At 47.8% G+C, this 15,950-nt stretch carries 17 protein-coding genes; 1 reads left to right on the top strand and 16 read right to left on the bottom strand.

The features are described 5' to 3' along the window. Window positions 1-221: 221 nt before the first annotated feature. The 16 genes from AAKU64_RS14205 to AAKU64_RS14130 all read right to left on the bottom strand — a co-directional run bounded on the left by AAKU64_RS14205 (window position 222) and on the right by AAKU64_RS14130 (window position 14,573). Window positions 222-644, bottom strand: a complete 423-nt coding sequence (locus tag AAKU64_RS14205) for a F0F1 ATP synthase subunit epsilon (protein WP_354333166.1) — start codon at window positions 642-644, stop codon at window positions 222-224. 123 nt (window positions 645-767) lie between these two features. Next, window positions 768-2,174 carry a F0F1 ATP synthase subunit beta gene (atpD, locus tag AAKU64_RS14200; protein ID WP_322120620.1) on the bottom strand — a complete coding sequence of 469 codons (1,407 nt, stop codon included), beginning with the start codon at window positions 2,172-2,174 and terminating at the stop codon, window positions 768-770. Window positions 2,175-2,203: 29 nt separating this feature from the next. Beyond that, the gene (gene atpG, locus AAKU64_RS14195) at window positions 2,204-3,073 is read right to left on the bottom strand and encodes a F0F1 ATP synthase subunit gamma (RefSeq protein ID WP_354333168.1); all 870 of its coding nucleotides are present in this window, start codon (window positions 3,071-3,073) and stop codon (window positions 2,204-2,206) included. Between the two features lie 30 nt (window positions 3,074-3,103). After that, window positions 3,104-4,645: a F0F1 ATP synthase subunit alpha gene (gene atpA, locus AAKU64_RS14190; RefSeq protein ID WP_354333169.1), complete on the bottom strand. Its 1,542-nt coding sequence runs from the start codon at window positions 4,643-4,645 to the stop codon at window positions 3,104-3,106. 39 nt (window positions 4,646-4,684) lie between these two features. Beyond that, window positions 4,685-5,218 (bottom strand): F0F1 ATP synthase subunit delta, encoded by a 534-nt coding sequence (locus tag AAKU64_RS14185; protein ID WP_322120623.1) that lies wholly within the window; start codon window positions 5,216-5,218, stop codon window positions 4,685-4,687. A gap of 2 nt (window positions 5,219-5,220) precedes the next feature. Beyond that, the gene (locus AAKU64_RS14180) at window positions 5,221-5,691 is read right to left on the bottom strand and encodes a F0F1 ATP synthase subunit B (protein ID WP_322120624.1); all 471 of its coding nucleotides are present in this window, start codon (window positions 5,689-5,691) and stop codon (window positions 5,221-5,223) included. Window positions 5,692-5,755: 64 nt separating this feature from the next. Further along, a complete protein-coding gene (atpE, locus tag AAKU64_RS14175) occupies window positions 5,756-5,998 on the bottom strand; it encodes a F0F1 ATP synthase subunit C (RefSeq protein ID WP_354333172.1) in 243 nt (80 codons plus the stop codon). 84 nt (window positions 5,999-6,082) lie between these two features. Continuing rightward, on the bottom strand, window positions 6,083-6,913 hold the full coding sequence (gene atpB, locus AAKU64_RS14170) for a F0F1 ATP synthase subunit A (RefSeq protein ID WP_354362322.1): 831 nt from the start codon (window positions 6,911-6,913) through the stop codon (window positions 6,083-6,085). 2 nt (window positions 6,914-6,915) lie between these two features. After that, window positions 6,916-7,254: an ATP synthase subunit I gene (locus AAKU64_RS14165; protein ID WP_323492056.1), complete on the bottom strand. Its 339-nt coding sequence runs from the start codon at window positions 7,252-7,254 to the stop codon at window positions 6,916-6,918. 160 nt (window positions 7,255-7,414) lie between these two features. Then, on the bottom strand, window positions 7,415-7,972 hold the full coding sequence (locus AAKU64_RS14160; protein ID WP_354362321.1) for an RBBP9/YdeN family alpha/beta hydrolase: 558 nt from the start codon (window positions 7,970-7,972) through the stop codon (window positions 7,415-7,417). Between the two features lie 15 nt (window positions 7,973-7,987). Continuing rightward, entirely contained in the window at window positions 7,988-8,881 is an 894-nt protein-coding gene (locus AAKU64_RS14155; protein WP_354333178.1) for a ParB/RepB/Spo0J family partition protein, read from the bottom strand. Then, the gene (locus tag AAKU64_RS14150) at window positions 8,881-9,684 is read right to left on the bottom strand and encodes a ParA family protein (RefSeq protein ID WP_322120629.1); all 804 of its coding nucleotides are present in this window, start codon (window positions 9,682-9,684) and stop codon (window positions 8,881-8,883) included. Before AAKU64_RS14150 ends, AAKU64_RS14155 begins: the two co-directional genes overlap by 1 nt. Window positions 9,685-9,964: 280 nt before the next feature. Next, window positions 9,965-10,609, bottom strand: a complete 645-nt coding sequence (rsmG, locus tag AAKU64_RS14145; protein ID WP_354333180.1) for a 16S rRNA (guanine(527)-N(7))-methyltransferase RsmG — start codon at window positions 10,607-10,609, stop codon at window positions 9,965-9,967. Further along, window positions 10,606-12,558 (bottom strand): tRNA uridine-5-carboxymethylaminomethyl(34) synthesis enzyme MnmG, encoded by a 1,953-nt coding sequence (mnmG, locus tag AAKU64_RS14140; protein WP_354333182.1) that lies wholly within the window; start codon window positions 12,556-12,558, stop codon window positions 10,606-10,608. Before mnmG ends, rsmG begins: the two co-directional genes overlap by 4 nt. A gap of 166 nt (window positions 12,559-12,724) precedes the next feature. After that, on the bottom strand, window positions 12,725-13,699 hold the full coding sequence (locus AAKU64_RS14135) for a hypothetical protein (protein WP_354362320.1): 975 nt from the start codon (window positions 13,697-13,699) through the stop codon (window positions 12,725-12,727). A 112-nt stretch (window positions 13,700-13,811) separates the two neighbouring features. Then, window positions 13,812-14,573, bottom strand: a complete 762-nt coding sequence (locus tag AAKU64_RS14130; protein WP_354362319.1) for a sulfite exporter TauE/SafE family protein — start codon at window positions 14,571-14,573, stop codon at window positions 13,812-13,814. A gap of 191 nt (window positions 14,574-14,764) precedes the next feature. Between AAKU64_RS14130 and AAKU64_RS14125 the strand changes: the two genes are divergently transcribed. After that, window positions 14,765-15,922 (top strand): iron-containing alcohol dehydrogenase, encoded by a 1,158-nt coding sequence (locus AAKU64_RS14125; RefSeq protein ID WP_354362318.1) that lies wholly within the window; start codon window positions 14,765-14,767, stop codon window positions 15,920-15,922. The last annotated feature ends 28 nt before the right edge of the window (window positions 15,923-15,950 follow it).

The raw sequence follows: 15,950 nt of genomic DNA, 5'->3' as shown, positions 1-15,950 counted from the left end.
GGCAACTTTCGACTGGCTGGTCAAAAGGCAGAATGCTATCGCATCTGACCCTTTGACTTTTTATTCAATGTTGCTCTTCGTACTTGAATCCGCCCTGCTAAGTCACACAAACAATCAATACCTTCGCCAATAGCAGATACGAAACCAGAAAAACAAAAAGGCAGCCTAAGCTGCCTTTCAATTTACTGACTTGCCGACTTAACACTGCCAGCTTGCCTGCATTAACGCTTTTGACGCAATCTTGCAATTGCCGCCAATTGGGCTATTGCTACTGCCAGTTCTGCCTGTGCTTGCGCATAGTCAATTTTAGATTCTTTATTGACCAAAGCTTCTTCAGCCAGTTTTTTTGCTTCGTTCGCTTTTGCCTCGTCCAGATCGCTACCGCGAATTGCGGTGTCGGCCAAAACGGTAACGGCATTCGGTTGCACTTCTAACAGACCACCAGCAACGAAAACAAATTCGTCTTCTGCTTGGCCTACCAGCTTGATGCGTACCGCGCCTGGCTTGATGCGAGTGATCAATGGCGTATGTTTTGGATAGATACCCAATTCACCAGCCTCACCCGGCAACGCGACGAACTCGGCTTCGCCAGAGAAGATCAGCTCTTCTGCGGAAACCACGTCAACGTGAATAGTGTGTGCCATATCGGACCTTTTCATTCGATCAAAAAACGAGGGGTGTAGCGCAATATTACTTTGTACTACACCCAAGCTTATTTGTTAGTTACTTAGTAATTACTGAGTAATTAATCAGCAATTAATGAGCAATTAAGCAGCAGCCATTTTCTTCGCTTTTTCGATTGCTTCGTCGATAGTACCTACCATGTAGAACGCTTGTTCTGGCAGGTGATCGAGCTCACCGGAAGCGATCATTTTGAAGCCCTTGATCGTATCTTTCAGTGAAACGTATTTACCTGGGGAGCCAGTAAATACTTCAGCAACGTGGAAAGGCTGAGACAGGAAACGTTGCATTTTACGTGCACGCGCTACCAACAATTTATCTTCTGGTGCCAACTCGTCCATACCCAGAATCGCGATAATGTCGCGCAATTCTTTGTAGCGTTGCAAAGTACCTTGAACAGCACGGGCTGTTTCGTAATGCTCTACACCAACCACTTGCGGGTCCAACTGACGTGATGTTGAATCCAGTGGATCAACCGCTGGGTAGATACCCAGAGAAGCGATGTCACGGGACAGAACAACAGTGGAATCCAAGTGAGCAAACGTCGTAGCCGGAGATGGATCAGTCAAATCATCGGCAGGAACATAAACCGCTTGGATCGATGTGATCGAACCAGTTTTAGTCGATGTAATACGCTCTTGCAGACGGCCCATTTCTTCAGCCAATGTAGGTTGGTAACCCACAGCGGAAGGCATACGACCCAACAACGCGGAAACTTCCGTACCGGCCAAAGTATAACGATAGATGTTATCGACGAAGAACAACACGTCTTTACCTTCGTCACGGAAACCTTCAGCGATCGTCAAACCTGTCAAAGCAACGCGCAGACGGTTGCCCGGTGGTTCATTCATCTGACCGTACACCATCGCAACTTTAGAGTTTTCTGGATTTTCCAGATCAACCACTTTTGCGTCAGCCATTTCGTGATAGAAGTCATTACCTTCACGAGTACGCTCACCAACACCGGCAAATACGGACAAGCCGCTGTGCGCTTTAGCTATGTTATTGATTAATTCCATCATGTTGACGGTCTTACCTACACCGGCACCACCGAACAAACCAACTTTACCGCCTTTTGCAAACGGGCAAACCAGGTCAATCACCTTGATACCGGTTTCCAGCAATTCTTGCGATGGGGACAGTTCATCGTAAGCAGGTGCTTTACGGTGAATCGATGCGGTAGTTTCACGACTAACCGGACCACACTCATCAATTGGATTACCCAATACGTCCATAATACGACCCAGCGTTGCTTTGCCAGTAGGTACCATGATAGGTTTGCCAGTGTTTGAAATAATCATGCCGCGACGCAGACCGTCAGAAGTACCTAGAGCAATCGTACGGACAATGCCGTCACCCAATTGCTGCTGAACTTCCAGAGTCAGTTCGGAGCCTTCCATTTTCAAGGCATCGTAAATCTTAGGCATCGCGTCACGTGGAAATTCAACGTCCACAACAGCGCCGATACACTGAACGATTTTGCCATTAGCCATGTTCGTTCCTTCAATAAATAATAATCAGTTTAGACCGCTGCCGCGCCGGCGACGATCTCGGAAAGCTCTTTGGTAATCGCAGCTTGACGGGTTTTGTTGTAAACCAGTTTCAGTTCACCAATCACACTACCTGCGTTATCACTGGCTGATTTCATCGCTACCATACGAGCCGATTGTTCAGACGCCATGTTTTCTGCCACTGCTTGAAAAATCAGTGCCTCAACATAACGTACCAGCAACTCATCAATCACCGTGTTTGCATCTGGCTCATAGATATAGTCCCAAGTGTGGGTATTTTTATCTACTGCCAGTTTGTCAGCCGTCAGGGGCAATAATTGCTCCAGCACAGGCTCTTGCTTCATGGTGTTAATAAACTTGGTGTAAGACAGGTAGACTGCATCTAACTTACCGTCCTGATAGGCATCCAGCAATAATTTTACTGGACCGATCAGTTTATCCAGATGCGGTGTATCGCCGAGTTGCACTGCGTGCGCCACGACTTTTGCACCGATACGGTTCAGGAAGCCAAGACCTTTATTACCAATTGCGACCGCTTCAATTTTTGAACCCTTAGCTTCGAGTTCACGCAGTTTGTTGGTGACCAAACGCAACACGTTCGTATTCAGGCCACCGCATAAACCCTTGTCTGTAGTTACAACGATCAATCCGACTTTCTTGGATTGATCTTGTTGAACCATGAAAGGATGCGTGTACTCAGGATTCGCTTGTGACAAGTTCGAAGTGATATTACGAATTTTTTCACTGTAAGGGCGAGCTGCACGCATCCGGTCTTGCGCTTTGCGCATTTTGGATGCGGCGACCATTTCCATCGCCTTAGTGATCTTTTTCGTGTTTTCTACACTTTTGATCTTGCCACGTATCTCTTTACCTGAGGCCATCTGTTCTTACTCCTTCTGCTCCAGTTAAGATCAGTACGCGCCAGATTTTTTGAAATCAGCAACAGCTGCGGCTAAAACGGCTTCGCCATCTTTGTCGAGTTGCTTGGTTTCTTCAATCTTAGCGAGCAATGCTGCGTGGCTAGTTTTTAAGTAGCTATGCAAACCTGCTTCAAAGGCTAATACTTTCTTCACTTCGACGTTATCCAGGAAGCCTTTATTCACTGCGAACAGGGAAGCGGCCATCAGAGAAATCGATAAAGGAGCATATTGAGCTTGCTTGAGCAATTCAGTTACGCGTGCACCACGATCCAGCTGCTTGCGTGTGGACTCGTCCAGATCAGAAGCGAACTGCGCAAACGCAGCCAATTCACGATACTGCGCCAAATCTGTACGAATACCGCCGGATAAGTTTTTAATAACTTTAGTCTGAGCAGCGCCACCAACGCGTGATACCGAAATACCAGCGTTAATCGCGGGGCGAATACCGGCGTTGAACAAAGATGTTTCCAAGAAGATCTGGCCATCAGTAATCGAAATTACGTTGGTCGGAACGAAAGCAGAAACGTCACCCGCTTGGGTTTCAATGATAGGCAGTGCTGTCAATGAACCGGTTTTACCTTTAACTTCACCGTTGGTGAATTTCTCAACGTAATCTGGATTAACGCGTGCTGCACGTTCCAATAAACGGGAGTGGAGGTAGAACACGTCACCTGGATAAGCTTCACGACCTGGTGGGCGGCGCAGCAACAGGGAAACTTGACGGTAAGCCACAGCTTGCTTGGACAAATCATCATAAATGATCAATGCATCTTGACCACGATCGCGGAAATATTCGCCCATCGCGCAACCGGAGTATGCGGAGACGAATTGCATTGCTGCAGATTCAGCCGCTGTCGCAGCAACAACAATGGTGTATTCCATCGCGCCGTGGGCTTCTAAAGAACGCACCACGTTTTTAACGGAAGACGCTTTTTGACCAATCGCAACATAGATACATGTTACGTTTTGACCTTTTTGGTTGATCACGGCATCAATTGCTACCGCTGTCTTACCAGTTTGACGATCACCAATAATCAATTCGCGCTGACCACGACCAACCGGTACCATCGCATCAATTGATTTGATACCCGTTTGCATAGGCTCGGAAACCGATTGACGGGCAATAACGCCAGGAGCAATCTTTTCGATTGGTGCTGTCAGTTTTGCATTGATCGGGCCTTTGCCGTCGATAGGCTGACCCAAGGCGTTGACAACACGACCGCGCAGTTCTGGGCCGATAGGCACTTCCAGAATACGGCCAGTACATTTGACTGTATCGCCTTCGGAAATGTGCTCGTAGTCACCGAGAATAACGGCGCCAACGGAATCACGTTCCAAGTTCAATGCCAGACCAAAAGTATTGCCTGGGAATTCCAGCATCTCACCTTGCATCGCGTCTGACAGACCGTGAATGCGGCAGATACCGTCGGTAACGGAAATAACCGTACCTTGATTACGAACTTCAGCGCTGGTACCAAGGCCTTGAATCCGGCTCTTGATCAACTCGCTGATTTCTGATGGGTTGAGTTGCATACTAACTCCTAAAATTGTTTCAGTACTTGCGTGCTCACACTACGCAGTTAAGGCAACTTGCATTTGTTGCAGCTTGGCACGAACCGACGTATCCAGCACTTGATCACCGACTACGATACGCACACCACCGATCAGGGAGTTATCCACTGTCACAGTTGGGTGCAGCTTGCGGCCGAATTTCTTTTCCAGTGTTGTCGCTAAATCACTTACTTGTTCTGCCGTCAGTTCAAAGGCGCTGGTAATTTGCGCATCTGCGGCACCTTCTTGCGCATTTTTCAACGCGTGAAATTGTGCTGCGATTTCAGGTAACAAAGTTAAGCGGTCATATTCAGTGAGCGTATTGACGAAGTTTTTCGCTTCTTCGTTCACTGGAGACTTCAACACGGACAAGAAAGCCTCGGCTGTTTGAACAGCAGAGACTTTAGGATTGTGAGCAAGAGCGACTACATCAGGATGTGCTGCGGCTTGCGCCATCTCAGCAACCAAGTCCGACCATGCGGACAGGTTGCCAGATTGCGCAACACGGAACAATGCTTCTGCGTAAGGACGAGCGATCGTTGCGAGTTCAGCCATGATTACAGCTCGATTTTCAGTTGGCTCAACAAATCAGCATGCGCCGATGCGTTGATTTCACGCTTCAGAATTTGTTCTGCACCTTTGACTGCTAATGTAGCAACCTGGTCGCGCAATTCTTCACGTGCTTTTGTAACTTGATTATCGGCGTCCGCTTTGGCAGCAGCAATAATGCGTGCAGCCTCAGCAGTTGCTGTATTTTTAGCTTCTTCAACGATCAACTGAGCGCGCTTTTCTGCTTCGATGATACGTTTTTGACCTTCATCACGAGCACCAGCTAATTGTGCTTCTACACGCTTTTCAGCAGCTTGCATCTCTGCACGGCCGCGATCAGCTGCAGCTAATCCGTCTGCGATTTTTTTCATACGTTCATCTATCGCACCAATAACTGGTGGCCAGATGAATTTTGCAGTCACCAATGCGAGGATGAAAAACACCCCAGCCTGGTACCACATTGATAGATTAAGATTCATATTAGTTTCCTTATTAAATCGATCGTTCCGCAGACTAAGTCTACGGTAGGAAAAGGAAAGCTAATTAGCCTTTGAACGGATTTGCAATTGCGAAGAACATAGCAATACCAACACCGATAATGAACGCAGCATCGATCAAACCAGCCAACAACAACATTTTACCTTGCAGCTTTTCCATCAACTCTGGTTGACGAGCAGACGCTTCCAGATATTTACCACCCATCATAGCGATACCGATACATGCACCCAAAGCGCCCAAACCGATAATCAAACCACAAGCCAATGCAACGAAAGCGACGTTAGTCATGAGAAAACTCCTTAAAAGTTGAAAAATAAAAATACCAAAAGCAAATACTAAAAACCAAACTTCAAAAACCTGAAAAAACGTTAATTAATGCGCTTCGTGAGCTTGACCCATATATACCAGCGTCAACATCATGAAGATAAATGCTTGCAAAGGCACAATCAAGATATGGAAAACCGACCATGCGGTACCCAGTACCAAATGACCGATACCACCAAGGATGGAATCAGAAGCACCTAACAAAGCGGCAATCAACAAGAACAGCAATTCACCTGCGAACATATTGCCGAATAACCGCATACCGAGGGAAAAAGTTTTCGCTGCATATTCAACGATGTTCAATGCCAGATTGAACGGGAACAACATAGGGCCAAATGGTGCGCTGAACAATTCTTTGATAAAACCGCCTACACCTTTAATCTTGAAACTGTAGTACATCATTAACGCAAACACGCCAATCGAAATACCCAGAGTGCCGTTCAAGTCAGCTGTCGGTACTACGCGATGATGCGTTTCCGGACTGATACCGAAAGCAGGGAACAACCATTGAGAGAATAAATCTACTGGTAAAAAATCGAGGGAGTTCATCAACACTACCCAGACAAATACCGACAATGCCATAGGTGCGATAAATGCTGTGTTGCCATGGACAATGCTTTTCGCATTGTTATCTACCATTTCGAACAACATCTCAACTGCGCATTGGAAACGACCGGGAACGCCGGATGTCGCTTTACGTGCAGCCGTGTACATGATCAAGCTACCGATCAAGCCACAAATAACAGACCAGACTACTGTATCTATATTGATATACGACATGTCCCACAAAGACTCTTGAGGAATATGTGAGTTAGATAAATGTCCCAGGTGATGGGAAATATATTCTGACGCGGTTGGGGCGTTCTCTGTTGCGCTCATAATTAGTGTCTAAATAGTAAGATGAAATAACTTTTCAGTACCAAGACGAAGGCAGCGACGAACGCCAGCCAGTTCACATCGTGGTACAAGTAAACAGTCGCTGCCATGAGAGCCACTGTTGACGCAATTTTGACAAATTCACCGATGAAGAATGTCATCGGATTGGCTCCCCCGGGCTTTTTGGCACTGGCATATAACCGTGCGGCAAACAAAGCATTGGGAACCGCGCAACACAAACCGCCTAATAATGCGGATATTCCTGAGGCTGTGCCAGCGATAAGTGCCGCGACCAGTGCGACTACCAACGTCGCTACAAATTGCAGCAAGACAATACGCGCCATGCCAATTCCTCGTAATTTGTCGGCAGTATCTAATAAAATTTATTCACTGCCAAACGATTTAAGTCAGCGCAAACGCCTGCCAACCAAAACCACGGAATTATACGTGGTAGTGCGCACCATCGTCAAACGTTTGATGCGACGCATCAAAATGAGACACACATCAATTTTCTGCGCTCACTACCAGCTCGGCAAGCCAATGCTGGCCTTGCTTCCAGTCGCCTAGACCAGAATCTCCGTTAATATGACCCTTTGCACCGATATGGTGAAATTCTGCACCCCAACTCTGCGCCCATTTCTGCGCGGTTTGCATCTCACACCAAGAATCGTCATCAGAAACAATCACTTTTGTTTTAAAGCTCATCGCCGTTTGCGGCATTGGTGCAAAACTCGGTGCCGGAAAATCAACCCGCTCTACATCTGGCGGCGCCACTAATAATGCCGCCCTTACCTTACGGGTATCTTGCACTCCCGGCATGCCGGATGCGACCCACCATGCAACTAAAGCGCAACCCAGACTATGCGCTACTAAGATAACGGTGCCATCAGCGCGATTGACTGCTTGCGAAAGATTCGTTACCCAAGACTCGCGATCAGGCTGATCCCAACTATCTTGCTGAACCCGGTGAATGTCATACTGCTTGGCTAGTTGCTGCTCCCATAAACTTTGCCAGTGTGTGTCACTTGAATTGTGTAAGCCCGGCAGCAATAAAATTGTCATATCGGCAAACCAGTTTTATTGACCGCGTATTTTTAAAATAACGCCGTCCAGACTATCCAGATCTGCAAAATCAATCATCAATTGTCCCCGCCCTTTGCTGCCCATTTTTAAAGTGACCTGGGTTGCCAGCAGGTCTGAAAGCTCTTCTTCTAAACGAGTGATGTCGCGCGATTTTTCTGCCTTATCCCGAGTTTTCACTGGTGAACTCATTTCAGCCGTGGTACGGGTAACCAGTTTCTCGGCCTCGCGCACCGACATACGTTTGGCCACGACCTGATTCGCCAGCTGGATTTGCGTCGCGGCATCCGTTGCCAGCAATGCACGGGCATGCCCCATGTCGATATCGCCTGCCATCAACATAGTTTGTACCGGCTTCGCCAAATTAAGCAGGCGCAATAAATTAGACACTGCGCTGCGCGATCGACCTACCGCACCGGCCGCTTGCTCATGGGTAAAACTGAAATCCGTGATCAGACGGTGAATACCTTGTGCTTCTTCTAAAGGATTGAGATCTTCGCGCTGGATATTCTCAATCAAAGCCATCGCTGCGGCGGCTTGATCGTCTACATCTTTGACCAGCACGGGCACTTCTTCCAAACCTGCCATTTGCGAAGCGCGGAAACGGCGTTCACCGGCAATGATTTCATAACGCGTGATGCCATTATTCTGACCAATCGGGCGTACCAGTATCGGTTGCATCAAGCCTTGCGCTTTAATCGAGTTAGCCAACTCGGTCAGCGCGCCCTCATCCATGCGGGTACGCGGCTGATACTTGCCTGCCTGCATCTGGCTGACCGGCAAGCTGCTCGGTGCGCCCGCTACCGTGGGAACCGCTTCTGTAAAATCGCCTGCGCCGTCGAACAGGGCTTCTAAACCGCGCCCCAAGCCTTTTTGTTTTTTGGTTGCCATTATATTGCTTCCGACTTAGTGTCTAACTTTGCTTCTAACAATTTAATTCTCTCCACCATCTCGGCGCCGAAAGCTATATAGGCTTGCGCGCCTTTAGAGCTGGGGTCAAACACCACTCCCGGGATACCATACGATGGCGCTTCCGCCAAACGCACATTGCGGGGAATGACGGTCTTAAATACTTTATCGCCAAAGTGCTGTTCCAACTGGTCAGAAACTTGTTGCGACAGCGTCATACGCGGATCAAACATCACCCGCAGCAAACCGACAATTTTCAGATCCGGATTGAGGTTGACCGATACTTTTTTGATCGTATTGGCCAGATCGGACAAACCTTCCAATGCATAATATTCACACTGCATAGGAATCACGACCCCGTGAGCGGCGCACAATCCGTTTAAAGTCAGCATGGATAAAGCCGGGGGGCAATCGATCAGGATAAAGTCGTAGTTAGCGCCGACTGTTGCCAATGCGTCGCGTAGACGCTTATCGCGATTCTCCAGCTCCACCATTTCTACTTCGGCACCGGCTAATTCACGGTTGGCAGGCAAGACATCAAAGTTGCCCGACTCAGATCGCAGAATCGCCGAAGCCGCATCGGACATACCCAGCAACACCTGGTAAATCGACGACGTCAGTTTGGCCTTATTGATGCCCGCGCCCATGGTGGCGTTGCCTTGCGGATCGAGATCGACCAACAACACGCGCTGATCGAGCTTAGCCAATCCGGCAGCCAGATTGACTGTGGTCGTGGTTTTGCCCACCCCACCTTTTTGGTTTGCGACACAAAAAATTTTCGCCATAGTGACTTTAGCTTACTTTTAGTAGGGTTCTGGAGGGGGACAAGTACAACCTGGAGGCAAGCTGCCTTAATCTAAAACAATATGAAATCAATATACTCCCCCGTTATTTTACAAATTATGCCGTATCGCCCAATGATTATACGAACAACTAAATATACTCATATGGAGTATCTATTGAAGCAAAACCAAATCCGCTTTGCTTCAATTGGTGTCGCTGCGTTTGTAATACTTATTGACGTAACTTACTGACGCAACTTACTAAATACTCACTGACGTGAATTCATTGTCGCTTGATAAACACCAGATGACGCTCAGCGTCCATGCCCGGAACTGACAAAGCTTGTAGCGACTGGACTTGCCATCCTTCTGGCATACGCTCGATCTCCTGATCCGGCGCAACGCCCTTCATGGCGATGAATTGCCCGCCCTCTGCCAACAAATGTCCCGACCAGTTAATGAAATTGCATAGCTCAGAAAAAGCACGCGAGGTAATCACATCAAACTTCTCATTCACTGCCAAAGCCTCAACTCTGCCGGTATGAACAGTGACATTTTTTAAGCCTAATTCGGTTTTCGCCTGAGTCAAAAACGCGGTCTTTTTGCTGACCGTATCGATCATGGAAATTTGAATCGCAGGATAAGTAATCGCCAATATCATGCCGGGCAAACCGCCGCCAGCACCGACATCCAGAACGTTTTTGGCATCTTTGAAAGCAGGTGCAGCTGACAAGGAATCCAGCACATGCTGCTTTACCATTTCTTTAGGGTCGCGAATCGACGTCAAGTTATAGACCGAATTCCACTTCGATAACAACGCCAGGTAAGCAATCATCTGATCGATCTGTGCATCGTCCAGTGACAAGGGCAAAGCCTTTATCCCCTCAGCCAGACTAGCGCGCAAGCTTGCTGCATCAAACCCGCTCATTCGCCATCACCTGTTTCTACCGCAACAGCTAACTCGGGTGCGGCAGCAAACTCTTTAAAACCACGTTTTTTCATATGCACCAGTAGCAAGGAAATCGCTGCTGGTGTCACGCCAGAAACACGACCGCACTGCCCTAGGGTTTCTGGCCGATGCTTATTCAGCTTTTGCTTCACTTCTACCGACAGACCGTTGACTTCTAAATAATCGAAGTCGTCTGGCATTTTGAGGTTTTCAAAATATGCATGGCGCTCAACCTCTTTAGCCTGTCTGTCAATATAGCCAGAATATTTGACCTGGATTTCTACCTGCTCTTTTACCGCGTCGTCTTGCACACCAGGCCCAGCAAGTTGTTGACCATCAGCACCTTGCATGGTCATCAAAGATTCATACGTCACATGTGGGCGGCGCAATAAATCGGCCAGAGAATATTCACGCTCCAAGGCTTTACCAACGATGCGCTCGGCTTCAACGTCCGCCAAAATACGTGGATTCACCCAGGTCGAACGCAGTCTTTCCATTTCACGTGAAACAGCCTCACGCTTTTGCTCGAACATTGCCCATTGCGCATCGCTGACGCAACCAAGCTGACGACCGATTTCGGTCAGACGCATATCGGCATTATCTTCACGCAAGCTCAGACGGAACTCGGCACGACTGGTGAACATGCGGTAAGGTTCTTGCACACCCTTGGTAATCAGATCATCGACCAGGACACCGAGGTAGGCTTCATCACGACGCGGCACCCAGGCATCGCGACCTTGGGTCAACAATGCCGCGTTCAATCCCGCCAACATACCTTGCGCTGCCGCTTCTTCGTAACCGGTAGTACCGTTAATTTGTCCGGCAAAAAACAAGCCCTTAATTGAACGTGTTTCTAGGGAAGTTTTTAATCCTCGCGGGTCGAAATAATCGTATTCAATCGCATAGCCAGGGCGCAGAATGTAAGCGTCTTCCATACCACGCATAGAACGCACCAAATCTAGCTGCACATCAAACGGCAAACTAGTGGAAATCCCGTTCGGATAATACTCATTGGTGGTCAGACCTTCTGGCTCCAAAAAAATCTGGTGTGATTCTTTGCTGGCAAAACGATGAATCTTGTCTTCAATCGATGGGCAATAACGTGGCCCTACTCCTTCGATCACGCCTGTATACATAGGACTGCGGTCGAGCCCGGCGCGGATAATATCGTGAGTGCGTTCGTTCGTATGCGTAATCCAACATGGTAACTGGCGCGGATGCATGCCGACATTGCCCATGACAGAAAATACCGGAATAGGATCAAAATCGCCCGGCTGCTCTTGCATCACTGAAAAATTAATGCTACGACCATCAATGCGCGGCGGCGTACCAGTTTTCAAACGGCCTTGCGGCAAGGCGAGTTCTTTTAAGCGGGTCGATAAAGAGATCGCAGGAGGATCACCGGCACGCCCTGCCGAATAATTATTCAGGCCAACGTGGATCTTCCCATCAAGGAAAGTACCTGCGGTCAACACAACAGAGCGGCTACGAAACTGAATACCAACCTGTGTTACGGCACCGACGACACGGTCACCCTCTACCAATAAGTCATCTACCGCTTGCTGAAACAGCCAAAGGTTAGTCTGATTTTCAAGGCGGCTGCGGATCGCTTGCTTGTACAAAATACGGTCAGCTTGCGCCCTTGTAGCGCGTACTGCCGGGCCTTTGGACGAATTTAGAATACGGAATTGGATACCAGCCTCATCGGTGGCAATCGCCATCGCGCCACCCATGGCATCCACTTCTTTGACCAAGTGCCCTTTTCCTATGCCACCTATTGAAGGATTACACGACATCTGGCCGAGCGTTTCAATATTATGCGAAAGTAGAAGCGTTTTCTGCCCCATGCGTGCGGAGGCAAGTGCGGCCTCAGTACCAGCATGGCCGCCGCCAACTACGATCACATCGAATTCTTTAGGATAAAACATAGGATATTTCTACTTTTGGATTTCTTGGAGAGGCACGATTATAGAGGGTTTTTAATGAAAAACTGCGCTCATCAATAATTTCAATAGCCGACATCAGGGTGTTTCACGTGAAACAATGGATACTTAGCCAGGGCAAAACTCTAATCCTCTGCCTCTATTAACTGTCTTACTTGAACAATCTAACCAATGCAGGCATAAACGCTAGTGCCATACCCAGAACCAATAACAGCAAGGAATAACGAGAATCCAGATAATCTACCCAAGTTTTCTTCCTCTTTAAAGGTGCTAGCCTAGGCGGTTTAGGTTCAGGGAATTTTTGAACCAGCTTAGTACGCGTCTTTGCATCAGACTGCGGGACCACTACCTGCGTAATAGGATTGCCGTCATCTCTGACAGTCGGTTTTACATTTGCTTTTGAAGCAGCTTTTGCTTCATTGAGCGGAGAAGCTACAGCCTCAAGCTTCACACTAGAAATAGATTCCGGTCGCGACCTGGCCTTCACAGGAGCAACAGATGACACTTTTGGCTCAGCCAAAGTATCTGTTGACGCAAATATCGGAGCTACAATAACAGGAACTTCTTCTTGAATCTCCAGCGGCAAATAGAAATCTACTTCTATGGTCTCAGCAACCGGCTCGTGAATATTAATCGATTTAACGACTTTATCTTTAGTGTAGATGACAGGCTCTTCCAGTCTATCTATCGTATTCATGATCAAACTAGGATAAGGATCGACAGGTATAACTTCTTGTACATCGCTATTAGCAATCAGCCCGTCAGCACGCAAGATACTATTAGATAACTCCTCCTCTGGCTGATAAGCAATCACTGAAACAGGATCAGAATCTTCCTGGCGGAGAAAACGATCCATCGCATCGGCTTCGACAAAATCAGGAACCTGATTATCCAAGGGAAACATTACTTCATACAGTAAGCCTTTATCAGAGAGACTGCGTAAAGCGCGATCAAACCGTTCCTTCACCAAGCTCTTGAGCTTTACACGCAACTGCCCATACGAGCTGACGCCATCAACAATGATTAACACCAAGCGTTCGCTCTGAGTCAATCCATGTCTTTTGTCACGAATTTCTGCTCTACCTAAATCTGTTCGCTGAAATATCACCATATCTTGATATGCCACGTCCGTCCCTTTTTTTGTTTTGTTTCACGTGAAACAAATTTAGTATTATTTAATTAACTACATTGCTTTCGGACATATGCATCAAAACATATACTGAACCTCAAAATTACAGCTACTTGATAAAGCCGTCGTAAGTGGTTTTGCAAATCAACGCCAAAACTACGACCAAAAACACTTTCCGGACGAAACCACTGCCATATTTAATTGCCATCTGGCTACCCGACAATGATCCTAACACTCCGCAAACCGCCATGGCTAACCCTGTCTGCCAAATAACGTGTCCGCTGTAACCAAACCACAACAGAGCTGCCGCATTGCACGCAACATTAATAATTTTGGCGACTGCAGATGCGCTCAAGAAGTCGTATCCAAAAAAACGGACGAATAAAAACATTAAAAAGCTACCGGTACCAGGACCGAAAAAACCATCATAAAACCCAATACCGCCGCCGACTAACATTGCCATCCAAAGTTCTTTGTTATGCGCAAAAGTTGGAGCGTGGTTGCTGCCGAAGTCTTTTTTCTTAAATGTATACACCGCGACGGCGATCAAAATAAGCGGTAAGGCTTTACGCAAATAAGTAGGCGGTATATGAGTAACAGTAAAAGCGCCCAAAAACGCCAGAAAAAAAGCTGTGAATGCCGCAGGTAACACCATCGCCCAACGCACCTTCACCGCTTTCGCATAATTTCTCGCCGCGACTGTCGTTCCCCAAATACCTGCTAATTTATTGGTTCCCAACAAGGTTGCTGGTGCAACATTTGGCATTACTGAAAATAAGGCAGGTACTTGTATCAAACCACCACCACCCACTACCGCATCAACTAAACCAGCAAAATAAGCGGCGCAAGCAAGTATCAATATGTCTGTCATATTATTAATTTTATGGGAAAGGTGAAGCAAATCAGCAAGGACAACAATCGCTCATAAAGGCGAAAATCAAACTATTACACTTAGATTTAGCGCCCGGCAAATCCCGACGCAGAGCTTATAACGTTGAAATCTATTCAGCCTGACAGCATAGCAAGACTTGCTACAATAAGGATTACAAGGAGAGCCAGAACATGAATAATTTTGATTTTCGTACCGTACCCTACATCATCAGCCAAATTGGTGCGGCCAAACAATTTGGCGATATCGTCAAACAGCATTATCCAGAGATAAAACGAGTGCTCATTGTCACAGATGCTGGTTTTCTTAAAACGGGTCTGATCACTCCGGCAATAGCGAACTTAGAACAGCACCAATGCCATGTCAGCGTTTTCTCGGATGTCATTGCCGATCCGCCAGAAGTCGTAGTCCATCAAGCGGTGGAAAGCGCCAAACAACAAGAGATAGAATTGGTCATCGGCTTCGGTGGCGGTAGTTCCATGGATGTCGCCAAACTAATCGCGGTTCTATCAGGCAGTGATCAACCGCTAAGCAGCATGTACGGCATCGGCAATGTCAGAGGCAAACGCCTGCCTCTAATATTGATACCAACCACTGCAGGGACAGGATCCGAAGTCACGCCAATCTCTATCGTCACCACAGGCGCAACGACCAAAATGGGTGTGGTATCACCACAGTTATATGCCGACATCGCTATCCTTGACGCTGAGCTCACCGTTGGCCTACCACCAAAAATCACAGCGGCCACCGGAATTGACGCGATGGTGCACGCGATCGAAGCCTATACCACCAAGCACAAGAAAAATGCCTTATCCGATATGCTAGCGCGTCAGGCTTTAAGTTTGCTCTGGACGAGTATTGACGAAGCCTGCACCAATGGCAGCAATCTCGCGGCCAGACAAGCGATGTTGCTAGGCGCGATGCTGGCGGGACAATGCTTTGCGAACGCGCCGTGCGCAGCAGTACATGCCCTCGCCTACCCGATTGGCGGCATCTTTCATGTACCACATGGGTTATCCAATTCGCTGGTACTACCGCACGTCTTACGTTTTAATGCACCGACCGCTGCAAGGCAATATGCAGAACTTGCCAGCATCATTGCCCCAACAGCACAAGGTAGCGAAGAAGCCCTTAGCAATGCTCTAATCACCGCCATGGAAGCACTCGCCAATCGGGTCGGGATCGAAACCCAACTCAGACAAGTCGGTGTCACTGAGAAAGATTTGGATCAACTGGCCAGCGACGCGATGTTGCAGACACGGCTGCTAAGGAACAATCCAAGAGAAGTATCGAGGGAAGATGCTCGGGCAATTTACGCCGCCGCTTTGTAGGTTGTCAAGGCGGGGCAAAGCGATGTAC

The sequence above is a fragment of the Undibacterium sp. GrIS 1.8 genome (assembly GCF_040544445.1).
Classification (GTDB): domain Bacteria; phylum Pseudomonadota; class Gammaproteobacteria; order Burkholderiales; family Burkholderiaceae_D; genus Undibacterium.
Note: the sequence above shows the minus strand (reverse complement) of the source record. Positions and strands in the feature narration are given on the sequence as shown.